This window comes from Serratia sp. X3 (assembly GCF_014982455.1).
In the GTDB taxonomy this organism is placed as follows: Bacteria; Pseudomonadota; Gammaproteobacteria; order Enterobacterales; family Enterobacteriaceae; genus Serratia; species Serratia ureilytica.
Genome location: NZ_JADCNB010000001.1, coordinates 1,785,340 through 1,807,159 on the forward strand (window position 1 = coordinate 1,785,340; position 21,820 = coordinate 1,807,159).

General features: G+C 60.0%; 19 protein-coding genes, 2 tRNA genes, 3 other RNA genes and 1 pseudogene. 11 read left to right on the top strand and 14 right to left on the bottom strand.

Going from position 1 to position 21,820, the window contains the following annotated elements:
• Window positions 1-13: 13 nt before the first annotated feature.
• Complete coding sequence (locus IMX17_RS08535; RefSeq protein WP_227414530.1) at window positions 14-421, bottom strand: tail fiber assembly protein; 408 nt, start codon at window positions 419-421, stop codon at window positions 14-16.
• A gap of 44 nt (window positions 422-465) precedes the next feature.
• Between IMX17_RS08535 and IMX17_RS08540 the strand changes: the two are divergent.
• Window positions 466-1,419: pseudogene (locus IMX17_RS08540) on the top strand (tyrosine-type recombinase/integrase); the annotation flags it as partial.
• Between the two features lie 436 nt (window positions 1,420-1,855).
• Here IMX17_RS08540 and IMX17_RS08545 read toward each other — a convergent pair.
• The 4 genes from IMX17_RS08545 to ftnA form a co-directional block, all read right to left on the bottom strand.
• On the bottom strand, window positions 1,856-2,197 hold the full coding sequence (locus IMX17_RS08545; protein ID WP_016928154.1) for a YebY family protein: 342 nt from the start codon (window positions 2,195-2,197) through the stop codon (window positions 1,856-1,858).
• A 69-nt stretch (window positions 2,198-2,266) separates the two neighbouring features.
• Window positions 2,267-3,148 carry a copper homeostasis membrane protein CopD gene (copD, locus tag IMX17_RS08550; protein WP_193549607.1) on the bottom strand — a complete coding sequence of 294 codons (882 nt, stop codon included), beginning with the start codon at window positions 3,146-3,148 and terminating at the stop codon, window positions 2,267-2,269.
• Between the two features lie 2 nt (window positions 3,149-3,150).
• The gene (gene yobA / locus IMX17_RS08555) at window positions 3,151-3,534 is read right to left on the bottom strand and encodes a CopC domain-containing protein YobA (protein WP_025302450.1); all 384 of its coding nucleotides are present in this window, start codon (window positions 3,532-3,534) and stop codon (window positions 3,151-3,153) included.
• A gap of 325 nt (window positions 3,535-3,859) precedes the next feature.
• Window positions 3,860-4,378 (bottom strand): non-heme ferritin, encoded by a 519-nt coding sequence (gene ftnA, locus IMX17_RS08560; protein WP_033642716.1) that lies wholly within the window; start codon window positions 4,376-4,378, stop codon window positions 3,860-3,862.
• A 340-nt stretch (window positions 4,379-4,718) separates the two neighbouring features.
• Here ftnA and IMX17_RS08565 point away from each other — a divergent pair, with 340 nt between their 5' ends.
• Window positions 4,719-4,949: a DNA polymerase III subunit theta gene (locus IMX17_RS08565; protein ID WP_193549608.1), complete on the top strand. Its 231-nt coding sequence runs from the start codon at window positions 4,719-4,721 to the stop codon at window positions 4,947-4,949.
• 31 nt (window positions 4,950-4,980) lie between these two features.
• Here the strand turns inward: IMX17_RS08565 and pip are convergent, their stop codons facing one another.
• Both pip and dksA read right to left on the bottom strand, forming a co-directional pair.
• Window positions 4,981-5,934 (bottom strand): prolyl aminopeptidase, encoded by a 954-nt coding sequence (gene pip, locus IMX17_RS08570; protein WP_046899355.1) that lies wholly within the window; start codon window positions 5,932-5,934, stop codon window positions 4,981-4,983.
• A 177-nt stretch (window positions 5,935-6,111) separates the two neighbouring features.
• Entirely contained in the window at window positions 6,112-6,537 is a 426-nt protein-coding gene (gene dksA / locus IMX17_RS08575) for an RNA polymerase-binding protein DksA (protein ID WP_033652008.1), read from the bottom strand.
• A 369-nt stretch (window positions 6,538-6,906) separates the two neighbouring features.
• Between dksA and IMX17_RS08580 the strand changes: the two genes are divergently transcribed.
• Both IMX17_RS08580 and exoX read left to right on the top strand, forming a co-directional pair.
• A complete protein-coding gene (locus tag IMX17_RS08580) occupies window positions 6,907-7,653 on the top strand; it encodes a carbon-nitrogen hydrolase family protein (RefSeq protein WP_182264689.1) in 747 nt (248 codons plus the stop codon).
• A 26-nt stretch (window positions 7,654-7,679) separates the two neighbouring features.
• Window positions 7,680-8,348 (top strand): exodeoxyribonuclease X, encoded by a 669-nt coding sequence (gene exoX, locus IMX17_RS08585; RefSeq protein WP_033644251.1) that lies wholly within the window; start codon window positions 7,680-7,682, stop codon window positions 8,346-8,348.
• A gap of 35 nt (window positions 8,349-8,383) precedes the next feature.
• Here exoX and IMX17_RS08590 read toward each other — a convergent pair whose 3' ends face one another.
• The 6 genes from IMX17_RS08590 to IMX17_RS08615 all read right to left on the bottom strand — a co-directional run bounded on the left by IMX17_RS08590 (window position 8,384) and on the right by IMX17_RS08615 (window position 15,273).
• Entirely contained in the window at window positions 8,384-10,417 is a 2,034-nt protein-coding gene (locus IMX17_RS08590; protein WP_193549609.1) for a S9 family peptidase, read from the bottom strand.
• A 68-nt stretch (window positions 10,418-10,485) separates the two neighbouring features.
• A complete protein-coding gene (locus tag IMX17_RS08595) occupies window positions 10,486-11,139 on the bottom strand; it encodes a tellurite resistance TerB family protein (protein WP_046899353.1) in 654 nt (217 codons plus the stop codon).
• Window positions 11,140-11,288: 149 nt separating this feature from the next.
• Window positions 11,289-11,867: a molecular chaperone gene (locus IMX17_RS08600; RefSeq protein ID WP_193549610.1), complete on the bottom strand. Its 579-nt coding sequence runs from the start codon at window positions 11,865-11,867 to the stop codon at window positions 11,289-11,291.
• Between the two features lie 42 nt (window positions 11,868-11,909).
• On the bottom strand, window positions 11,910-12,647 hold the full coding sequence (locus IMX17_RS08605; protein ID WP_073533891.1) for a phosphatase: 738 nt from the start codon (window positions 12,645-12,647) through the stop codon (window positions 11,910-11,912).
• A gap of 90 nt (window positions 12,648-12,737) precedes the next feature.
• Window positions 12,738-13,679 (bottom strand): glyoxylate/hydroxypyruvate reductase GhrA, encoded by a 942-nt coding sequence (gene ghrA / locus IMX17_RS08610; RefSeq protein WP_193549611.1) that lies wholly within the window; start codon window positions 13,677-13,679, stop codon window positions 12,738-12,740.
• Window positions 13,680-13,806: 127 nt separating this feature from the next.
• Window positions 13,807-15,273: a peptide MFS transporter gene (locus tag IMX17_RS08615; RefSeq protein ID WP_046686867.1), complete on the bottom strand. Its 1,467-nt coding sequence runs from the start codon at window positions 15,271-15,273 to the stop codon at window positions 13,807-13,809.
• A 447-nt stretch (window positions 15,274-15,720) separates the two neighbouring features.
• Between IMX17_RS08615 and IMX17_RS08620 the strand changes: the two genes are divergently transcribed.
• The 5 genes from IMX17_RS08620 (at window position 15,721) to IMX17_RS08640 (ending at window position 16,705) form a co-directional block, all read left to right on the top strand.
• Window positions 15,721-15,810 (top strand) — tRNA-Ser (locus tag IMX17_RS08620).
• A gap of 45 nt (window positions 15,811-15,855) precedes the next feature.
• Window positions 15,856-15,976, top strand: a non-coding RNA gene (locus IMX17_RS08625) — RtT sRNA.
• 307 nt (window positions 15,977-16,283) lie between these two features.
• Window positions 16,284-16,373 (top strand) — tRNA-Ser (locus tag IMX17_RS08630).
• A gap of 46 nt (window positions 16,374-16,419) precedes the next feature.
• A non-coding RNA gene (locus IMX17_RS08635) (RtT sRNA) lies at window positions 16,420-16,539 on the top strand.
• A 46-nt stretch (window positions 16,540-16,585) separates the two neighbouring features.
• Window positions 16,586-16,705: non-coding RNA, RtT sRNA (locus tag IMX17_RS08640), on the top strand.
• A gap of 52 nt (window positions 16,706-16,757) precedes the next feature.
• Here IMX17_RS08640 and IMX17_RS08645 read toward each other — a convergent pair.
• Window positions 16,758-17,114 carry a helix-turn-helix domain-containing protein gene (locus IMX17_RS08645; RefSeq protein WP_033642706.1) on the bottom strand — a complete coding sequence of 119 codons (357 nt, stop codon included), beginning with the start codon at window positions 17,112-17,114 and terminating at the stop codon, window positions 16,758-16,760.
• A gap of 297 nt (window positions 17,115-17,411) precedes the next feature.
• Here IMX17_RS08645 and sdeA point away from each other — a divergent pair, with 297 nt between their 5' ends.
• Entirely contained in the window at window positions 17,412-18,599 is a 1,188-nt protein-coding gene (gene sdeA, locus IMX17_RS08650; protein ID WP_182264692.1) for a multidrug efflux RND transporter periplasmic adaptor subunit SdeA, read from the top strand.
• Between the two features lie 24 nt (window positions 18,600-18,623).
• Window positions 18,624-21,767 (top strand): multidrug efflux RND transporter permease subunit SdeB, encoded by a 3,144-nt coding sequence (gene sdeB, locus IMX17_RS08655; RefSeq protein WP_042784219.1) that lies wholly within the window; start codon window positions 18,624-18,626, stop codon window positions 21,765-21,767.
• Window positions 21,768-21,820: the final 53 nt, after the last annotated feature.

Consider the following 21,820-nt stretch of genomic DNA (forward strand, 5'->3'; position numbering starts at 1 on the left):
CCTAGATAAGACTTCACCTAGTGATTTTTTCAGGAGATTCTGGCCATCTAATTTCTCGAGGCTCCATATTGGAGTCAATGCCATTTATCTGATTGACATAGTGCATCCATTTTTTCAAGCTATCTTTCTCCTCGATGATGCACATTCCCAGCATTAGTTTTGTATGCAATGATTGTGTAACCTGGTTAACACGGTCGATCCGAAGTGACTTCTCATCTTCGATTTTCTGTCGTTTCTCTTCGGCGGTATAGACTCTCTTGACTACTTTACCATCTCTATATATCCAATTAGTGTCATTACAAGCATCATCAGGCATCTCACAAATGGCCACCTCTGCTACTGAGAAACCAGGAGGGAAAATTGCTGTGACGTCTTTTGATATACAGACGATAATACCATTCTCGTCATACATGACCTTCAGCGTGTCTGGACTAAGTTCGCTTCAACGGTATTCCACCAGATTTTCGAGCCGTTATCGCCCAGGCGATTGAAGCCAACCACTATATCGAACAAAATTACTCTCCCGTTCTGCTCCTGGAGAAAATCAAGGGCAGCCACGAATACACGCTAAACGCCTGGCTCGATCGGTACGATGTCCTATTCAAGCGGCGAGAACTGGCCGAGAACACATACAAAGTGCGCGCCGGCCAAATTGCCATTATCCGGGAACGCCTGGGCGACATGGTGCTGACAAAAATCACGACACGCCACATCGCCGAATTTCTCGAGTTTTGGATCGCCCAGAACAAAAAGACAATGGCCGCAACCATGCGATCGGTGCTGTCTGATATTTTCCGCGAGGCGATCGTGGAAGGTCACATCGAAAACAACCCTGTGACCCCTACCCGCGCGGCGAAAGCTGTCGTGATGCGCGAACGTCTGGAACTGAAGCAATACGGGCCGATTCGAGAGGCCGCGGAAACAATGCCGCCTTGGTTCTGCCTGGCGACGGATCTCGCTCTGGTCTCCGGCCAGCGCCGCGAGGATCTGACACAAATGCGCTTTAGCCATATCGTTGACGGACGCCTGCAGGTTGAACAAGGCAAGACAGGGGCTTTGCTCTCCCTCCCCCTTGATCTTGAACTGAAATGTATGGGCCTGCGGCTTGGCACCGTTATCGACCGATGCCGATTGGTCAGCACGACAGACTTCATGATCAGCGCCGGCATCAGGAAAAATAGCCCAGATGGTTCGATCCATCCCGACGGGCTAACGAAGAAATTTGTCGCCGCGCGGAAAGCATCAGGTTTGGAATTTCAGGAAAGCCCGCCGACGTTCCACGAGATCCGAAGCCTGTCCGGCCGCCTGTACGAAAAGCAGAACGACAAGGCATTTGCTCAAAAGCTGCTGGGACATACAACGGAAATGATGACGCTGAAATATCTCAAAACGAGGGGGAAAGAGTACGTGATGCTGTAAAAGACCGAATATCAAAATTCGGACATATTTCGGATATTTTCGGACATTTTCGGACATTTTCGGACATTTTCGGACATTTTCGGACATTTTCGGACATTTTCGGACATTTTCGGACATTTTCGGACATTTTCGGACATTTTCGGACATTTTCGGACATTTTCGGACAAACGAAAATAAACCCTTCAAAATCAACAACTCAAAAAAAGACCGAATACGATTCCTATATTCGGTCTAGGGAAATGGCTCTTGGGAGAGAGCCGTGCGCTAAAAGTTGGCATTTAATGCAGGGCTTGTTCAGCCGTGCACTTTAAGAGTAGCCTACCGCGCCAGTTTTGCCAGCCGCCCGGCGGCCGCGTGATAGTTTCGTGACGAAATAACTATGCGGCAAATGCGCATCAATCTGCGCGCGCTGGGCAAGGCGTTGGCAAACAAGCGGTTAGTCAGCGCACAGCTTCTCGGCGCGTTCGATAAACGGCGCCATGCTCATTTTCTTCCCCGGTTCAGCGGGATCGTCCAGCAGGATCACGTCCAGCGGCTGCGCGCGCTGATGGCCCTTCTTCACCTGCTGCTCCGCCGCGTCGTTGAGCGGATATTGCATCAGGGTGCTGTTATTCAGCACGAACAGCGCGCCGCCGCTGCGGCACTGCAGCGTCACCTCTTCCTTGGTGAACGCCCACTGTTTGCCGTACTCCAGTTTGGTGATGTTAACCAGTTTGTCTGCCGCCAGCGCGCCGGTCGCGGTTGCCAGCAGCGTAATGCCGAGTAATACCGATTTCATGTGATGGCCTTAAGGTTGCTATTCGCGTCGATTTTCCCGCAGCTTGCCGGCCTGCGGCAAGCTGAAATGTCAAACCGGCGCATAGGTTGCAAATAAACTGACCAGCAGCAGCACCGCCATCCCCAGCCCGACTTCGAACCAGCAGGCCAGCACCACGCCGCGCTGCGCCAGCGCCGGTACGCGGCTCATCGCCGGCACGATGGCGTAGCGATTGGCCAGCGCCACCATCACCATCAGCGCCACCAGCGCGGTTTTGATCAGCAGCAGGCGCTGATAAGGCGAGCTGAGGTTGAGCGGCCAACCACCGAGTATGATCAGGCTGTTGACGATGCCGGTAACGATCACCGCCGCCACCGCCAGGTGCCCCCAGCGCGAGAAACGGATCAGCGTGGTGATGGCGTCGCTGCGCCATTGCGGCGGCTGCAGATAGCGCAGGCAAACCAGCAGCGGCGCCAGGCTGCCGAACCAGTAACCGGCGGCCAGCAGGTGCACCGCATGATTGGCGCGGTGCAGCGCGCCCAGCGCGCCTTCGTGCATCGCCGCATGGCCGATGAACGCCAGGCTCACCAGCAGCAGCGCCGAGCACAGCGCCAACGCCTGCGCGCGCGGCCGTTCAGGCAGCAGCAGGCTCAGGATCGCCAGCAGCGACAAGCCCAGATGCCAGCGCCACACTTCGCCGAAGGTGGTGCCGAGCACCGCCCACCAAACCTCCAGCCGCCAGGCGTCATGCCAACCGTCGCCCATCTGCCCGGCCTGAATGGCCAGCAGCGCCACGGCGGAAAGCCCGGCAGCCCAGGTGCCGGCAAGCAGCAGCGAACGCACATCGCGGGAAAGGATCGGGGAAAGGCGCTGCGGTGCCAATAAGGCGGTGAACAGACTGATGCCAAACATCAGCATCACCGCCGCAAAGTGCACCAAGCGACACAGAACGAACAGAGTCGCCAGACTCACGATCAGTTTACGGTGAAGCTGTACTGGCCTTTGGTTTTATGCCCGTCGACCGAGACCACATGCCAGCTGACGTTGTATTTGCCCGCGCTCAGCTCGCCGTCGATCGGCACGTTGACCTGGGTGTTGTTGTTCGGATCGAGCTGCAGCTTGCCGGTTTTCACCACGGCGTTGTCCGGGCCGGTGATTTTCACGCCGCTGAAGTTCGGCTCGATGCCTTCGGAGAAGCTGAGGGTCAGCGCCTTCGGCGCCGGGCTGACGCTGGCGTCGGCCTTCGGCGTTTCCACTTTCAGGTGGGCGTGCGCCAGCGCTTGCTGAGAAGACAGGCCAACGAACAGAACGAAAACGGTGGAAAGCAGGCGACAGGAGGAACGAATTTTACCGATCACAGTGGTATCCCTTAACAGTATAAAGAGGGTCATAAGGGTTAGGGCCACAGCCAAGGCGATGTATCAGCGGCCCCAACCCACCGCAAATGATTGCGCCACGGGTAAACAGAAAAACGGGTTGTATCGGCTAACCCGCTGTTTTGACTCTACCATCCCTGTAGCGTATCGCGGTAAATCATAGCGAGCACGCCTCAGCAAGTCGAGCGCATCACTGGCATTTTGCGATCCGGCAGCACGTATCGCCGCATAACCGCGATAAACGCAGGGTAAAAAAAACCGCGCGTCAGGCTCGCCCGCGCGCGGTTTTTCAATGCTCAGTCAGGGATCAGGCCTGGCCGTTGCCGCCCTGGCCCATCGCGCCCATTTTCTTCAGGTCTTTATCGATGAAGAACAGGCCTTTGCCGCTGGTGCCCACCAGCGCCAGCTTATCCAGCACGGATTTGAACAGTTTCTCTTCTTCATGCTGCTCCGCCACATACCATTGCAGGAAGTTGAAGGTGGAGTAATCGTGAGAGGACATTGCCGCGTGCGCCAGCTCGTTGATCTGACGGGTGATCAGCTTCTCGTGTTCGTAGGTCTGCTCGAACACGTCCGCCAGCGACTCAAACGCCACCGGCGGGGCCGCGATGGTGCCCAGCAGCGGCAGAGAGCCGGTGTCGCTGAGGTAGTCGAACAGACGTTGCATATGCTGCATCTCTTCCTGAGAGTGCTCTTTAAGAAATGCGGCGGCGCCTTCAAAGCCTTTGTCGCTGCACCATGCGCTCATCTGCAGATACAGGTTGGCGGAGTAGAACTCCAGATTCAGTTGCTCATTCAGCTTTTGAGTCATTTCTTGCGTCAGCATAATCATTCCTTTTATTTTGCAGGTCATGAATTTAATTTTCGCGCATTATGCCCTGTCGCCGTAAAAATAAAAACACCTTATTTACATTCAAACCAAATCAATTACAAAAACAAATTATATCAATAAGTTAAAATATCATAAAATCATTGGTAATTAACATGAGAATTATTTAGATCTTTTATTTTAATCAAAAAGCGAATCATTCTTATTTAAAAGAATAAATAGATTACATTACTCTTGGATAAATATCGCCCGCCGCCGCGGCGCAACGGGCTTGCCAAGCGCCGCCGGGTGGATTACCTTCTGCGCAGATTCAATGCGGCAAAGTAAGGAGCATAAGGTGGGTTACAATCTGGCCGAGTTGTCCAAAGAAGAAATGGACAGGGTGAATGTGGATCTCGCCGCCTCAGGCGTGGCGTACAAAGAGCGTTACAACATGCCGGTGATCCCGGAAGTGGTGGAGCGCGAGCAGCCGGAGCCGCTGCGCGACTATTTTCGCGAGCGCGTGGCGCACTACCGCGCGGAATCCCACAAGTTTTCGCGTCTGCCTTACGAACCGAAGAGCAAATAACAAAACCCGCCGTTACGGCGGGTTTTTCGTGTCACTTGCCGGCGAACCGGTCGGTGGCGATCATCAGCTGGTGCAAAATGCCCGGTTCATCAAACGAATGCCCCGCCCCTTCCACGATATGCAGCTCCGCCTCCGGCCAAGCCTTGGCCAGATCCCAGGCGTTCTGCACCTGGCAGGCCATGTCATAGCGGCCGTGGACGATCACCGCCGGGATATGGCGGATCAGCGACACGTTGCGCAGCAGTTGGTCATCGCTCTCCAGGAACCCCAAATGCGTGAAGTAGTGGTTTTCAATCCGGGCAAACGCCAGCGCGAAATCATCCTCGCCAAACGAAGCGGATTCACGGCTTGGCAACAGCGTCACCGTTTCCCCTTCCCACACGCTCCACAGTTTGGCCGCTTCGAGCTGCACCTGCGGATCGGCTGAAGTCAGCCGCTGCCGATAGGCGGCAATCACGTCTTTGCGCTCGTCATCCGACAGAATGGACAGCACGCGCTCCCACTTGTCCGGGAAGAAGCGCGAAGCGCCGTCCTGGTAATACCAATGCAGCTCCTGCTTGCGCAGGGTAAAGATGCCGCGCAGCACCATTTCACTGACGCGCTCCGGGTGGGTCTGTGCATAGGCGAGCGCCAGCGTAGATCCCCAGGAGCCGCCGAACACCAGCCACTGCTCGACGCCGGCCATTTCGCGCAGCCGCTCGATATCGGCCACCAAATGCCAGGTGGTGTTGTTGTCCAGACTGGCGTGCGGACGGGAGCGGCCACAGCCGCGCTGATCGAACAGCAACACCTTGTAGCGCTCGGGATCGAACAGCTGGCGATGATGCGCAGAGATGCCGCCGCCCGGCCCGCCATGAATGAAGACCGCCGGTTTCCCGTTCGGGTTGCCGCTCAGCTCCCAGTAGATCCGGTGGCCATCCCCAGTGTCCAGCCAACCGCTGTCGTATGCCGCTAACGGCGGGTACAAACCTCGTAATTGTTCCATGGCGCTTTCCGTCTCTCTGTGAGTCATGCTTTCATCAAAGCGGAAGCCGCCCGGCAGGTCAACGGTAAAACCTGAAAACTCGAACGCGCGCCGGGAACTCGGCGCGCGTTTGCTCAAAATCGCAACGACCCGCCTGCAAAACACCCACAGGCCCGATCAGTTCACGCCTTGTTACGCCTACACGCCTTTACGCATATGCGGCTCGCGCATCTCCTGTGCGGTTTTCGCCTCGATGCTCAGTTCCGCCGTCGGGCGCAACATCAGGCGCGCCAAGCCGATGGGTTCGCCGGTTTCCCGGCAGTAGCCGTATTCGCCGTTCTGCAACCGCGCCAGCGCCGCATCGATTTTCGGCAGCAGGCGGCTTTCGCGATCCAACTGGCGGAACAACAGGCGCAGCTCTTCTTCGCGCGCCGCCTTGTCAGCTTCATCGCCCGTCGCTTCGCCGCTGTCGATCGCCTTCTTCAGCTCATCGATGTGCAGCAGCAGTTTTTGCCGCTCATCCTGCAGCAGCTGGCGGAAAAAAGCCCGTTGAACCGAGTTCATGTAATCAGAATCCGGCATGGCCAGCAGTTGCTGCGCATCCGGTAATGTCATCACTGTCATAGCGTTCTCCGAACCTTAAAAGTGTAATATTATAACATAATAATTATTTTAAGCACCCGGTCATCCAAAAACAAAATTTCACGTGCAAACAGCCGGTTACATACTACTTGCACTTTGTCGCTTGCATCCTGTCGGCTTTAGGCGGTTAATGGCTGAGCAAGCCACCCAATCATAGGTAACGAGAGGCCATCATGAGTAAGGGAATGGATAGCAAAAAAAATGCGAAGAAGAAGCCGTTGAAAACCCCAGCAGAGAAACGTGCGGAGAAACGCGCCAAAAAAGCGCATCCGTCTGGTGAGTAAGCGTCCTTCCAGCCGTCATTAAACCCGCCAAGGCGGGTTTTTTATTGCCTTACCGGAGAGATGGCCAATGCCCTGCTTCACCCTCGCCGCAGCCCAATACCCCGCCGCTGCGGCCAATATCGCCTGCAACCTTGAACGTCACCTTGAATTTGTCGCGCAGGCAGCCGAACGGCAGGTGCAACTGCTGGTTTTTCCCGAACTGTCGCTAAGCGGCTATGAGCTGGCCGATGCCGCCGAACTGGCGCTGACGCTGGGCGATCCGCGTCTGCAACCGCTCGCTGCGGCGGCGCAATCGCATCAGATGACGATCATCGTCGGCGCGCCCTTGCGCAGCGGCCAGGCGCTGCATATCGCCGCCTTGATCTTTCCCCCCAACGGCGCGGTGGCCGCCTATACCAAGCAACATCTGCACGGCGCGGAACAGCAACGGTTCTTGCCCGGTAATGGCGGCACGCTGCTGGAAATACATCGGCAACGCATCGCGCTGGCTATCTGCGCCGACACCTCGCAACCCGGCCACGCAAGCGCCGCCGCGCTGGCGGGCGCGCAGATTTATGCCGCCGGCGTGCTGATCTCTGAAGCCGGTTACGCGAAAGACAGCGCCGCGCTGGCAGGCTATGCCCGTCGTTATGGCATGGTCACGCTGATGGCCAACCATGCGGCGCCGACCGGCGGCTGGATCCCGGCGGGCCGCAGCGCCATCTGGGATGACACGGGAGCGCTTTTGGTTGCCGCGCCGGATGATGCCCCTGGTCTTATCATCGCCGACAAGGCCCGCGACGGTTGGCACGGCCGCCTGTGCCGGTTAAGCTGAAGCCTGACGGCAACGCGGAGGAAAGCATGACGTTACGCGTAATAGATACCGAGACCTGCGGGCTGGACGGCGGCGTGGTGGAAGTGGCCTCCCTCGATCTGCTCGACGGCCAATTGACCAACCCGATGAGCGACCTGATCAGCCCGGACCGCCCCATCAGCCTCGACGCGATGGCTATTCATCACATCACTGAACAGATGGTGGAAGGCAAACCGCGCATTGCGGTGGCGATCGGCCGCTATCAGGGTAGCCCCTACTATGTGGCGCACAACGCCGCCTTTGATCGCGGGGTATTGCCGGAGATGAACGGCGCCTGGATCTGCACCCTCAAGCTGGCGCGCACGCTGTATCCGGACATCAAGTACGGCAACCAGTATTTGCGCTACGCGCTGAATCTGGACGTGCAGTTGCCGGCAGACGCCACGCTGTACCCGCACCGCGCGCTGTATGACTGCTACGTCACCGCCGCGCTGCTGCAACGCATCATCAAGGATTCGGGCTGGACGCCGGAGCAAATGGTGCAGATCACCGAACAGCCGGTGCTGCTGAAGAAGTTCAAGTTCGGCAAGTATCGCGGGCAGGAGATCGACCGCATCGCCCAGGAGGACCCCGGCTATCTGCGCTGGATGCTGAAATCCATCGACGATCTGAGCCCGGACATGAAACACACGCTGAAATACTATCTGATCGGCTAACACAGCGGGCGGCGCAGGCCGCCCGCTGTTCGCCGTTACTCCGCCAGCGCCAGAATGAAGGCGTACTCCAGCGCAATATCCTCATAGGCCTTGAAACGGCCGGATTTGCCGCCGTGGCCGGCATCCATGTCGGTATACAGCAGCAGCTGCCGATCGTCGGTTTTCAGCTCGCGTAGCTTGGCCACCCACTTGGCCGGCTCCCAATACTGCACCTGCGAATCGTGCAGGCCGGTGGTCACCAGCAGATGCGGGTACTCCTGCGCTTTCACCTGATCGTACGGGCTGTACTGCTTGATGTAGTCGTAATAGGCCTGCTCGTTCGGGTTGCCCCACTCGTCGTATTCGCCGGTGGTCAGCGGAATGGACTCATCCAGCATGGTGGTCACCACGTCGACGAACGGCACCTGCGCCACCACGCCGTGGAACAGCTGCGGCGCCTGGTTGATCACCGCGCCCATCAGCAGGCCGCCCGCGCTGCCACCCATCGCGAACACCCGCTTGCCGTCGCCGTACCCCTGGGCGACCAGCGTTTCGGTCACGTCGATAAAGTCGTTGAAGGTGTTCTGCTTGTTGAACAACTTGCCGTCTTCATACCACAGCTGCCCCAGCTCGCCGCCGCCGCGAATGTGCGCCAGCGCGAACACGACACCGCGATCCACCAGGCTCAGTCGGCTGGCGCTGAACGCCGGATCCATGCTGCTGCCGTAAGAGCCGTAGCCATACACCATCAGCGGGTTGGCGCCGCGCTGGAAGCTGTCCTGGCGATACACCAGCGAAACCGGCACCTCGACGCCGTCGCGCGCCTTCACCCACACCCGCTCGCTGCGGTAGTTTTCCGGCGTGAAATTCTTCACTTCCTGCTGTTTGAGCATCGTTCGCTCGCCGCTGTCCATGTTCAGCTCGTACAGCGTGGTCGGGGTGGTCATCGACGAATAGCCGTAGCGCAGCAGCGCGGTTTCCGGATCCGGGTTATACGCCAGCCAGGTGGTGTAGGTCGGATCGTCGAAGGCGATGCGCTTCTCTTCGCCGCTTTGCCAGTGGATCTGGCGCAGCAGCGTCAGGCCGGCATTGCGCTCTTCCACCACCAACCAATCACGGAACAGGCTGAAGCCCTCCAGCATCACGTCGGCGCGCGGGGCGATCAGCGTCTGCCACTGCGCTTCGTCCGCCTGCTCGCTCTGGTACAGGCCGAAGTTCTTGCCGTCCTTATTGGAGCGAATATAGAAATGCTGGTGATAGTGATCGATGGCGTACTCGTGATCCTTGCGGCGCGGCACGAACAGCTGCGGTTTGGCGTCCGCCCGATCGGCGTCCAGCAGCAGGATCTCCGAGGTGGTGGTGCTGCTCAGGTGGATCAGAATAAAGCGCTCGGAGGTGGTCTTCTCCAGCCCAACGTAGAAGGTATCGTCCTGCTCTTCGTAAATCAGCTCGTCCTGCTGCGGATCGCTGCCGACTACGTGGCGATAAACCTGATACGGCAACAGCGTCTTGGCGTGCTTGCGCACGTAGTACACCGTCGAGGAATCGTTGGCCCACTCGAAGCTGCCGGAGGTGTTTTCCAGCACTTCGTCGGCCCAGCTGCCGTCAGCCAGGTTCTTGAAGCGAATGTCATACTGGCGGCGCGACAGGAAATCCTCCGCCACCCCCAGCCGCTGGTTGTCGGGGCTGACGTCCAGCCCGCCCAGGGTGTAAAACTCGTGGTTCTCGGCGCGTTGGTTGCCGTCGATAAGCACATCCCACTGCTCGCTCTCGGCCTGCGGCTGGCGCACATAAATCGCGTATTCGTTACCCGACTCGTAGCGCGTCTGATAGCGATAGCCGTGGCGCACGTAAGGCACCGAATGTTCCTGCTGCGGGATGCGCGCCACCATCTCTTCGTACAGGGTTTCGCGCAGCGCCTGCTGCGGCTTCAGCATCGCATCGGTGTAGGCGTTCTCCGCCTGCAGGTAGTCCAGCACCTGGCGGTCTGCGCGCTCATCGTCGCGCAGCCAGTAATAGTCATCCACTCGCGTGTCGCCGTGGATAGTGATGGGATAAGGCCGTTTTTCCGCTTTCGGTGGGGTCATCATTGCTAAATCATCCGCTTACATAGATTGCGGCAAGAGTGACACGATTCCCCCCGGCTTGCCAAGCGGCGCTATGCCAGCTCGCGCTTTTTCTCGTTGACGTCGCTCTCGATGCCCTGCTTGACGTCCGCCGGGATCTTCAGCGCCTGCGCCAGCGCATCAAGATAGCCGCGCTCCATAAAGTGATCGACGTCGATCACCAGGCAACTCAGGTAATAAACCTCCAGCGCCTCGTCTTCGTTTTGCACGCTGCGGGCGATTAACTCCGGGTTGAGCGGCTGGTCGAGCGCTTCCTGCACCCAGCCCTGCGCTTCTTCCCCCACCTGCAGTTGCGCCAGGCTGTGATCGATGGCGCGCTGCTCTTCGGCATCGATATGGCCGTCGCTTTTGGCGGCGAACACCAGCGCCTGCACCAAACGCTTGGCGCGCAGATCCACCGGCGTGGTTTGCAAACCGAACTGCGGTTCGTCCTGATGGGTCTCTTTCACCCGCTGCTTGTACTTGTTCCACAGCACCGCACCCACCGCCGCGCTGCCGCCGATAATCAGCGCATTCTTGCCGAACTTGCCCACCAGCTTGCGCGAAGATTTGTTGGCCAACAGCACGCCGACCAGGCCGCCCAGCGCCGTGGGCGCCAGCAGCTTGCCGATGCCTTCTGCCCCGCCCATCGCGCCGGCCTTCTGCCCGATCAACGTTTGAATCTGCTGCATCCAGTTACTTTTCATCATCTACCCCTTGCGTGAGAAAACGCGGCGCGCAAGCGCGGCCGAACCGACGTTAAACCGCCAGATTAGGGGATCTTTTGTCAATTTACGTCCGGGGGATGCAAACCTGTGTTTAGCGGGCCGGGTGGCCCGCCAGGATGGCTGCGGCGTTACGCGTCTTCGTCGCCCGCGTCATCGTCCTGCTCGTACTCGGCCAGCTCGTCGCGCATCGCCTGGATGGCGTCGCGGGTCATCAGCGCCAGCGTGCGGTAGAAACCGGTGGTGGCGTGCGCTTCCACTTTGCCGAGGAAGCGGCCGCACCACGGCAGCAGGAACTCGTCGAACAGCGCGATCTGCGCCTGCGCTTCATCTTCCTGCGATTGATCTTCCAGCCAGGACGCCGCCAGCAGCAGCTGGCCGAAATGGTCGGCCGGCGCCTCAGCCAGCGGCATGCCGCGCTGCTGCAGGAAGGCGCGCACTTCAGCCTCGCTTGCGCCTTCGACATAGTCGGAGCGGAACGGCGGCACGCTGCATTCGCTGCCGACGAACATCGCATTGAAGTCGGTCGCCAGTTGGTTGACGTCGCCGCCCTGCTGCAGGCGCTTGAGCAGGTCATCCTGCTCCAGCGGCCAGTGCTGCTGCAGCTTGCCCTCTTTAATCAGCGCGAACAGCGGCACCAACAGCGGATCCTGCGGCTGGCGGTAGAACAGCGTACCCAGCACGCGGCAGACAATCGAAAACTCATTCATGATAAAGCCTTATTCAATACGGAAAATTTTGCCGGGACGATGTCACAAATCGGCCAATTCCGCAATCGCCGGCTTGCCGCGCCGCTCGAGAAAATCCAGCAGCCGGCGCGGGCTGACGTTGAGAATGCGCTCCTGCGGGAAGCCCACCTCTTCGATAATGCGCTCGCAGTGCTCAAAGTTACCCAGCGAAAAGGCGACGTGCGAATCCGAGCCCAGCGCCAGCCAGCCGCCGGCGTCGCGCACCGCGGCGGCGATCGCCCGGCAGTTGGCCTCGCTGCCCTTGCGGGAGTGGGTGAACGACGAGTTATTCAGCTCCAGCGCCACCTCATATTTGGCCGCCGCCGCCGCGACGGCGGGAATGTCGATCGGATAACGCGGGTTGCCGGGGTGGCTGATGATATGCACGTCCCCCTGCGCCATCGCGGCGATCATCGCTTCAGTATTGGACGCTTTATCCTGCGGCGCAAACACCGGCTCATGGAAACCGGCGATGATCACGTCGGTGGCGGTCAGCATCGGGCCGGTGCAGTCGATGTCGCCCTGCAGGTTTTTGATGTTGGCTTCGATACCGCGCAAAATGCCCACGCCGTTCACCTGGCGCGGCCACACGTGCATGTTCATGAAGTGCCAATAGTGTGGCGCATCGGCCATGTCCGGGCCGTGATCGGTGATGGCGAACAGCTTGATGCCCTTCTGCTGGGCTTCGGCGATGTAATCGTGCAGCGTGCTGTAGGCGTGGGTGCTGGCGACGGTGTGCATATGCAAATCAACGGGGTACATTGTTTCTCCTTCCAGAGGGCCCGCCCGCAAAGGTACGGGCAGGCGCGATGACGATAACAGCTTATCAGTTACCGAACGGCGGCTGAAGGATCAGTAACCCCGTTGCCTGTCGACCACACCGGCCGGGGCATGCCCCGCCTCCAGCGCGCGAATGTTGGCGGCGATCTGATCCATCGCCTGCTGCGGCAACGTGATGGCAGCAATATGCGGGGTAATGGTGACACGCGGATGACGCCAGAATGGGTGATCCTGCGGCAGCGGCTCGCGGGCGAACACGTCCAGCGTGGCGGCGGCCAGCTGCCCCTGCTCGAGCGCCGCCAGCAGATCGGCTTCCACCAGATGCGCGCCGCGCGCGATGTTGATGAGATAGGCGCCCGGCTGCAGCTGCGCGAACAGCTCGCGGTTGAGGATGCCGAGAGTCTCCGGCGTATTGGGCAGCAGGTTGATCAGCAGTTTAACGCCGTCGAGGAAGGCCGCGCGCTGCGCCTCTCCGGCGAAGCTTTGCACGCCGTCAATCTGTTTGGCGCTGCGGCTCCAGCAACGCACGCTAAAGCCAAACTCGGTCAGCTTGCGCGCCACGCTCTGCCCCAGCACGCCGGCGCCGAGGATGCCGATGGTGAAATCATCCAGCGAGTGCGGATCGAGCGGCTGCCATTCCTGCCGCTGCTGCAACGCCTGATACTCGTCGAAACGGCGGAAATAGCGCAGCACATAGCTCAGCGCATATTCCTGCATCTGCTGCGCCATGCCGGTATCCTCCAGCCGCAGCAGCGGAACGCCGGCGGGCAGCGTGCCGGGGTGTTTGCGCTCCTGATCGAGAATGGCGTCGACGCCGGCGCCGAGGGCGAACACCGCTTTCAGATCGCGGCGGTTGGCTAACATCTCGTGCGGCGGGCGCCATACCAGCGCGTAATCCGCCGGCCGCTCGTCGCCGCGCTGCCATTCGCGGATCTCGGCCTGCGGCAGGCGTTGCTTGATGCCGGTCAGCCATTCCTGGGCGTTAAATAAGGGATGGTAATAGATGATGTTCATACTGCGGGCTCCCGTTTGTTTTTATTGGTTTTCCTTCAGCCTTCCGCGATTCATCGCCGGATGCAAGCGTTAAAGCCCAAAATAAAAACAGCCCCGACCAGTGGGGCTGTTGTGCATGTGCGCAAAATCAGGCGGCAGACGCGCCGTCGCGCCGGATAAGACGCCGCAGCAGCGGAATTAAAATCAGCATCGCCACGCCGACGCCCGTCGCCCCCCAACCCAGCGCGCTGAAGATTTCGCTGTAGCCGGGGTTGGTTTGCAGCGGCGTACTGCCGCTGTTTTCCGGCATCAGGCCGGATACGTAGCCCGCCAACACCGAAGCGACGCCGGTCACCATCATCCAGCAGCCCATCATCACGCCCTGATAGCGCGGCGGCGCCAGCTTGCCGATCATGGCGTAACCGATCGGCGAGATCATCAATTCACCGACGCTTTGCAGCACATAGCTGATGACGATCCATTTAAACGCCACCAGCCCGTCGCCGCCCGCCATGCTGATGCCCAGCGGCAATACCAGCATGCCGAGCCCGATGCAAAACAGCGATCCGGAGAACTGCAGCGGAATGTCGATGTTGCAACCGCGGGCGCGCAGGCGGTTGAACCACCAGGCCAGCAGCGGGCCGCCCACCACGATCACCAGCGTGTTGATGTTCTGGATCCACTGCGGCGCCACCTGAATGCCGTAAACGTTCAGATTGATGTTGTGCTCGGAGAACAGCATCAGCCCCATCGGCGCCAGCTGATACAGCGCCCAGAACACCAGCGACCCCAGCGCCAGGATCAGATAGGCCGCCATTCTGCGGCGCTCATCGCGCGGATGGTGGCGCAGCGTCACGACGCACAGCATCAGGAAGATCAGCGCGCCGAGCACGATCACGAAATGGCCGCTGAACTCGGCATGGGTCAGCATCACGCGGATAATCGGCACCAGCGCCACCAGCACCGCCAACCCGACCAGCATGCGCCAGCGGTATTGGCTGCGGCTGGCGTCGTGCAGCGGCGTATTGAGATCGGCCAGAATGCGCCAGCGACAGACGGCGACGATGATCGCCGCCGCGTTGCCCAGCGTGGCGAACAGGAACAGCGCGCGATAATTTTCCGTCAGTTGGAAATACCCGGCCACGGTAAAGCCAACGAAGAACCCGAGGTTCATGCCGGCGTAATTCCACAGGAACGCCGATTCGCGCCGATCATCGTCCGGTTTGAAACGCTGGGTGAGCATCATATTGATGCAGGTCACGTTGAGACCGCTGCCGGTCAGGAACATCGCCAGCCCCCAGTACAGCCCCCACACGCCCGCGACGGCAATCAGCGCGCAGCCGAACACCTGCAGCACCATACCGAGCACGAACAGGTTGCGGTTGCTGAGGAAACGGCCGCCGAGGTAGCCGCCGAACATGTGCAGGCCATAGTTGAAGGCGCCGAACACGCCCATCATGGCGTTGGCGCTGCTTTCGTTGAAGCCCAGCCGCTTGGTGGCGTACAGCACCAGCGTAGAGTAAAGCACGGCGAAGCCCAGCGTGGCGAAGATCTGGATGAAGAACAGCGCTCCCGCACCGGGCGGAATGGCATGGCGCGCTTGCGGCGCCGGCATGGCATCTGAAGGAGTCAAAACGAACCTCTACTGCATTATTATGTAATGAGTCTGTCCCTGTCTGCTATATCGCCGTCCTGTCACCCGGCAATCTGCGCGGCGACGTGATGTTCCTTGCCAAAAACGCCGCGCCGACATGATTCCATTTAGCGACACATCTGACTAATAATCCAGTATTAATGCATATAACAGCAAACAACATAACCTCAATGGCGAGATATTGAGCTATCTGTACAGAAAAAGGTCAAACAATCGTCTTTCATGGATTCTGACCGCTGTCTGCCCTGCCCGCCGGCGGCCAAGAGTGGGAATATCGTTCGGTAAATCAGCAAATTGCTGCAAGTTTGGCTAAACAGTCATGAGAATGAAATAAGAGGGTTGACGCTGAGATCAGATTCTCCTACATTAGCGCCCGTCGACAGCGCAAGGCGTTATCGGCAACAAAACGGTGAGGTGTCTGAGTGGCTGAAGGAGCACGCCTGGAAAGTGTGTATACGCGAAAGTGTATCGAGGGTTCGAACCCCTCTCTCACCGCCAAATTCAAAGAAAAAGCCTGGATTCGCGTCCAGGCTTTTTCTTTTGCATGGCGCACCGCCGAGAGGGGTGAGAAGCCTCGACAGGGTTCGACAAAACGCCCGTGTTTTGGACCGCCAACGGCGGCCCGCAGGGTGAGCGCAGCGAATCAACCCCTCTCTCACCGCCAAATTCAAAGAGAAAGCCTGGATTCGCGTCCAGGCTTTTTTTTGCATGGCGCACCGCCGAGAGGGGCTTTCGCAGCGCATCTCCCACCCTCTGTGACCGTGATTCCCATTTACGCCGGTTATCCACGAACCTTACCGCTGATGTTCTCGCTCTTTCATGGCTTCCGCCGTGCCGTTCGCCGCAGTTTTCAGCAAAGTGCGCACAGCTTGAGCGGACAAACAAAAACACAGAAATTATTCTTGACCGGATCGGCCCCACTCCCTATAGTAGCGCCCCGTTGCAGCGATGATTTCGCAACAAAAAAATATGGTGAGGTGTCCGAGTGGCTGAAGGAGCACGCCTGGAAAGTGTGTATACGCGAAAGTGTATCGAGGGTTCGAATCCCTCCCTCACCGCCATATTCTACGAAGAAGCCTGAACTCACGTTCAGGCTTTTTTGTTTGTATAGCGCACCGACCGGGAGGGTGAGAACCCTCGACAGGGTTCGACAAAACGCCCGCGTTTTGGACCGCCAACGGCGGCCCGCAGGGTGAGCGCAGCGAATCTATCCCTCCCTCACCGCCATATTCTACGAAGAAGCCTGAATTCACGTTCAGGCTTTTTTGTATGCATAGCGCACCGACCGGGAGGGTGAGAATCCTCGACAGGGTTCGACAAAACGCCCGCGTTTTGGACCGCCAACGGCGGCCCGCAGGGTGAGCGCAGCGAATCTATCCCGCCCTCACCGCCATAAAAAAGCCCGAACGCAAATTCAGGCTTTTTTATTCCCACTGCCAAACCGCTCAGTGGTGCGTGCATCTCACCGCCGTCGGCTGCGCCAGCGCGCGGCGCCAATCGCCCGGCGTTTGGCCGAATTGGCGTTTGAAGCTGCGGTTGAACGACTGCTGTGAGTCGAAGCCGAGCGAGATCGCCACGCTGACGATCGGTTCGCCGCTGTTGGCCAGGCGCTCCGCCGACACCTTCAGTTTTTGCATGCGGATATACTCCCCGAGCGCATAGCCGGTCTGGCGCTTGAACATGCGCTGCAGATGCCATTTGGAGTAGCCCGCGCGGTCCGCTACGGTGTTGATATCCAGTTTTTCTTCCAGATTGTTGTCGATCCACGTCTTCAAATCGGTAATGAAACCCGTCGTGTTCATGCTGATGCTCCCATCATGTCGGCAGGGTCAATCACTGCCCAGTGCGCATACGTTGCAACAGTTTCGCTTTAAATGCAATTTTTATTATTGCATTTACCAGAAGGCCGCCTCTATACTCCACCCAATTAATGTAACCGATATTGATACATTAATGTGACACCAATATGTTTCAAAACCTAACGTTGCGCCATGACAAGGCGCGGCGCCCCTTCCGCCGAACGCCGGCATGAAGGGAAAAGCCCGGAAAACAGGGCTGGGTATGGGGCCAGACAGCGCTTACTTATCGGAATAAAAATAATGCCAAATCAACCAAACTCATCGTTCAACGCCGGCGGCCGCACGCGCGCCTTCGCTCTGGGCCAGCGGCTCTCCGGGGTGGCGCTGCTGGCCGCCCTGCTCGCCGGGTGTGACAACAGCGTCGCGCACAACGCCCCGCCACCGCCGCCGGTGGTCAGCGCCGCCAGCGTGGTGGTCAAACCGATCAGCCAGTGGGATGCGTTCAATGGTCGGGTCGAAGCGGTGCAAAGCGTACAGCTGCGCCCGCGGGTTTCCGGCTACATCGAGCGGGTCAACTACACCGAAGGCGACGAGGTGAAGAAAGGCCAGGTGCTGTTCACCATTGACGATCGCACCTACCGCGCCGCGCGCGAACAGGCACAGGCGGAGCTGGTGCGGGCGCGCAATCAGGCGGCGCTGGCGCGCAGCGAATCCTCGCGCACCGAGAAGCTGATCGGCACTCAGGCCATCTCGCAGGAAGTGTGGGAACAGCGGCGTTCGTCCGCCGCGCAGGCGCAAAGCAACGTGCTGGCGGCGCAGGCCCAGCTCGATATGGCGCAGCTTAATCTCGACTTTACCCGCGTCACCGCCCCGATCGACGGACGCGCCAGCCGCGCGATGATCACCGCCGGCAATCTGGTCACCGCCGGCGACAGCGCCAGCGTGCTGACGACGCTGGTATCGCTCGATAAGGTTTACGTCTATTTCGACGTGGATGAGGCGACGTTCCTGCGCTATCAGCAGCAGGGCCGACACGACGCGCGCCTGCCGGTGAAGGTGGGCCTGGTGGGCGAAGACGGCACTCCGCATCAGGGGCTGGTGGACTTCACCGACAACCAGTTGAACGCCGGTACCGGCACCATCCGCATGCGCGCCCTGCTCGACAACCGCGATCGCCGCTTCACGCCGGGGCTGTTCGCCCGCGTGCAGATGCCCGGCAGCGCCGAGTTCAACGCCATGCTGATCGACGACAAAGCGGTGATGACCGATCAGAACCGCAAGTTCGTTTACATCGTCGATAAAGACGGCAAGGCGCAGCGCCGCGACATCGACGTGGGCCGGATGGCCGAAGGTATGCGCATCGTGCAAAAAGGCCTGGCGAGCGGCGATCGGGTGATCGTCGACGGCATGCAGAAAGTGTTTATGCCGGGCATGCCGGTCGACGCGAAAAGCGTCGCCATGACCACCACCGCCTCCGCCCTTAACTAAGCTCCCAGCAGAGAATTCTGACCCATGGACTTTTCCCGTTTTTTCATCGACCGGCCGATCTTCGCCGCGGTGCTGTCGATACTGATTTTTGTCGCCGGGGTGATCGCCATTCCGCTGCTGCCGATCAGCGAGTACCCGGACGTGGTGCCGCCCAGCGTGCAGGTGCGCGCCGAATACCCGGGCGCCAACCCGAAAGAGATTGCTGAAACGGTGGCGACGCCGCTGGAAGAAGCGATCAATGGCGTCGAAAACATGATGTACATGAAATCGGTCGCCGGTTCCGACGGCGTGCTGGTGACCACCGTCACCTTCCGCCCGGGCACCGATCCCGATCAGGCGCAGGTGCAGGTGCAAAACCGCGTGGCGCAGGCCGAAGCGCGCCTGCCGGAGGACGTGCGCCGCCAGGGCATCACTACCCAGAAACAGTCTCCGGCGCTGACGCTGGTGGTGCATCTGGTATCGCCTTCCGGCAAGTACGACTCGCTGTACCTGCGCAACTACGCCACCCTGAAGGTCAAGGATGAACTGGCTCGCCTGCCGGGCGTCGGCCAGGTGCAGATCTTCGGCGCCGGCGAATACGCAATGCGCATCTGGCTCGATCCGAACAAAGTCGCCGCGCGCGGGCTGACCGCCTCCGACGTGGTGAGCGCCATGCAGGAGCAGAACGTGCAGGTCTCCGCCGGCCAGCTTGGCGCGGAGCCGATGCCGACGCGCAGCGACTATCTGCTGTCGATCAACGCACAGGGCCGCCTGCAAACCGAAGAAGAGTTCGGCAACATCATTCTTAAGAGCGGCGATAACGGCGAGATCGTGCGGCTGCGCGACGTGGCGCGCATCGAAATGGGTTCCGGAAGCTACGCGCTGCGCGCCCAGCTCAATAACAAGGATGCGGTCGGCATCGGCATCTTCCAGTCGCCGGGCGCCAACGCCATCGAGCTGTCGGACGCGGTGCGCGGCAAGATGGCCGAGCTGGCGACCCGCTTCCCGGACGGCATGAGCTGGAAATCGCCGTACGATCCGACGGTGTTCGTGCGCGATTCGATCCGCGCGGTGGTGGACACCCTGCTGGAAGCGGTGATCCTGGTAGTGCTGGTGGTCATTCTGTTCCTGCAGACCTGGCGCGCCTCGATCATTCCCCTGTTGGCGGTGCCGATCTCCGTGGTCGGCACCTTCGCCGCGCTGTATCTGCTCGGCTTCTCGCTCAACACCCTCAGCCTGTTCGGGCTGGTGCTGGCGATCGGCATCGTGGTGGATGACGCCATCGTGGTGGTGGAGAACGTCGAGCGCAACATCGAAGAGGGGCTGTCGCCGCTGGCGGCGGCGCACCAGGCGATGCGCGAGGTCTCCGGCCCGATCATCGCCATCGCCGTGGTGCTGTGCGCGGTGTTTGTGCCGATGGCGTTCCTCTCCGGCGTTACCGGCCAGTTCTACAAACAGTTCGCCGTCACCATCGCCATCTCGACGGTGATCTCCGCCATCAACTCGCTGACCCTGTCACCGGCGCTGGCGGCGCGCTTGCTGAAGCCGCACGGCGCGCCGAAAGATCTGCCGTCGCGCCTGATCGACCGGCTGTTCGGCTGGCTGTTCCGGCCGTTCAACCGCTTCTTCGCCAGCGGCTCGCAGCGTTATCAGCACGGGGTATCCCGCGTGCTGGGTCGACGCGGCGCAGTGTTCGTCGTCTACCTGCTGCTGCTGGTCGCCGCCGGGGTGATGTTCAAGACCGTGCCCGGCGGCTTTATCCCGACGCAGGACAAGCTGTATCTGATTGGCGGCGTGAAGATGCCGGAAGGCGCCTCGCTGGAGCGCACCGATGCGGTGATCCGCAAGATGAGCGCCATCGGCCTGAGCGTGGACGGCGTCACCGATGCGGTGGCCTTCCCCGGCCTGAACGCGCTGCAGTTCACCAATACGCCGAATACCGGCACGGTGTTCTTCGCGCTGGAGTCATTGAGCACCCGAACCCGCACCGCGGCGCAGATCAACGCCGAGATCAACGCGCGCATTTCGCAGATCCAGGAAGGGTTCGCCTTCTCGATCATGCCGCCGCCGATCCTCGGCATCGGCCAGGGTTCCGGCTATTCGCTGTACGTGCAGGATCGCGGCGGGCTGGGTTACGGCGCGCTGCAGACCGCGATCAACACGATGTCCGGCGCCATTATGCAAACGCCGGGCATGGGCTTCCCGATCTCCTCTTATCAGGCCAATGTGCCGCAGCTGGACGCCAAAATCGATCGCGACAAGGCCAAGGCCCAGGGGGTGCCGCTCAATGCGCTGTTCAGCACGCTGCAGACCTACCTCGGTTCGTCTTACATCAACGACTTTAACCGTTACGGCCGCACCTGGAAGGTGATGGCGCAGGCCGACGGCCAGTTCCGCGACAGCGTGGAAGACATCGCCAACCTGCGTACCCGCAACGACAAAGGCGAAATGGTGCCGATCGGCAGTATGGTCAGCATCGGCACGACCTACGGCCCGGATCCGGTGATCCGCTACAACGGTTTCCCGGCGGCGGACCTGATCGGCGACGCCGATCCGCGCGTCCTCTCCTCTACCCAGGCGATGAGCGCGCTGACGCAAATGGCCGGCAAGCTGTTGCCGAACGGCATGAACATCCAGTGGACCGATCTGAGCTACCAGCAATCGACCCAGGGCAACGCCGCGCTGGTGGTGTTCCCGGTCGCGGTACTGCTGGCGTTCCTCGCGCTGGCGGCGCTGTATGAAAGCTGGACGCTGCCGCTGGCGGTGATCCTGATCGTGCCGATGACCATGCTGTCGGCGCTGTTCGGCGTGTGGTTGACCGGCGGCGACAACAACGTGTTCGTGCAGGTCGGGTTGGTCGTTCTGATGGGGCTGGCCTGCAAGAACGCCATTCTGATCGTCGAGTTCGCCCGCGAGCTGGAAATGCAAGGCAAAGGCATCGTCGAGGCGGCGCTGGAAGCCTGTCGCCTGCGGTTGCGACCGATCGTGATGACCTCCATCGCCTTCATCGCCGGCACCATCCCGCTGATCCTCGGCCACGGCGCCGGCGCCGAAGTGCGCGGCGTCACCGGCATCACGGTGTTCTCCGGCATGCTGGGGGTCACGCTGTTCGGGCTGTTCCTGACGCCGGTGTTCTACGTCACCCTGCGCCGCCTGGTGGCGCGCAAAACGCAGACGCAGACGGCGTAATCCTCGTCTTAACATGCAAAAAGGTCGGGCATTGCCCGACCTTTTTTTATGCA

Excerpts from the sequence above, each read along its gene's own strand:
- IMX17_RS08545 (WP_016928154.1), bottom strand. The coding sequence starts at position 2,197 with ATGAAATCGGTATTACTCGGCATTACGCTGCTGGCAACCGCGACCGGC.
- ftnA (WP_033642716.1), bottom strand. The coding sequence starts at position 4,378 with ATGCTGACGCAAGAAATGACTCAAAAGCTGAATGAGCAACTGAATCTG.
- pip (WP_046899355.1), bottom strand. The coding sequence starts at position 5,934 with ATGGAACAATTACGAGGTTTGTACCCGCCGTTAGCGGCATACGACAGC.
- dksA (WP_033652008.1), bottom strand. The coding sequence starts at position 6,537 with ATGACAGTGATGACATTACCGGATGCGCAGCAACTGCTGGCCATGCCG.
- IMX17_RS08580 (WP_182264689.1), top strand. The coding sequence starts at position 6,907 with ATGCCCTGCTTCACCCTCGCCGCAGCCCAATACCCCGCCGCTGCGGCC.
- exoX (WP_033644251.1), top strand. The coding sequence starts at position 7,680 with ATGACGTTACGCGTAATAGATACCGAGACCTGCGGGCTGGACGGCGGC.
- IMX17_RS08590 (WP_193549609.1), bottom strand. The coding sequence starts at position 10,417 with ATGATGACCCCACCGAAAGCGGAAAAACGGCCTTATCCCATCACTATC.
- IMX17_RS08595 (WP_046899353.1), bottom strand. The coding sequence starts at position 11,139 with ATGAAAAGTAACTGGATGCAGCAGATTCAAACGTTGATCGGGCAGAAG.
- IMX17_RS08600 (WP_193549610.1), bottom strand. The coding sequence starts at position 11,867 with ATGAATGAGTTTTCGATTGTCTGCCGCGTGCTGGGTACGCTGTTCTAC.
- IMX17_RS08605 (WP_073533891.1), bottom strand. The coding sequence starts at position 12,647 with ATGTACCCCGTTGATTTGCATATGCACACCGTCGCCAGCACCCACGCC.
- ghrA (WP_193549611.1), bottom strand. The coding sequence starts at position 13,679 with ATGAACATCATCTATTACCATCCCTTATTTAACGCCCAGGAATGGCTG.
- IMX17_RS08615 (WP_046686867.1), bottom strand. The coding sequence starts at position 15,273 with ATGCCGGCGCCGCAAGCGCGCCATGCCATTCCGCCCGGTGCGGGAGCG.
- IMX17_RS08645 (WP_033642706.1), bottom strand. The coding sequence starts at position 17,114 with ATGAACACGACGGGTTTCATTACCGATTTGAAGACGTGGATCGACAAC.
- sdeA (WP_182264692.1), top strand. The coding sequence starts at position 17,412 with ATGCCAAATCAACCAAACTCATCGTTCAACGCCGGCGGCCGCACGCGC.
- sdeB (WP_042784219.1), top strand. The coding sequence starts at position 18,624 with ATGGACTTTTCCCGTTTTTTCATCGACCGGCCGATCTTCGCCGCGGTG.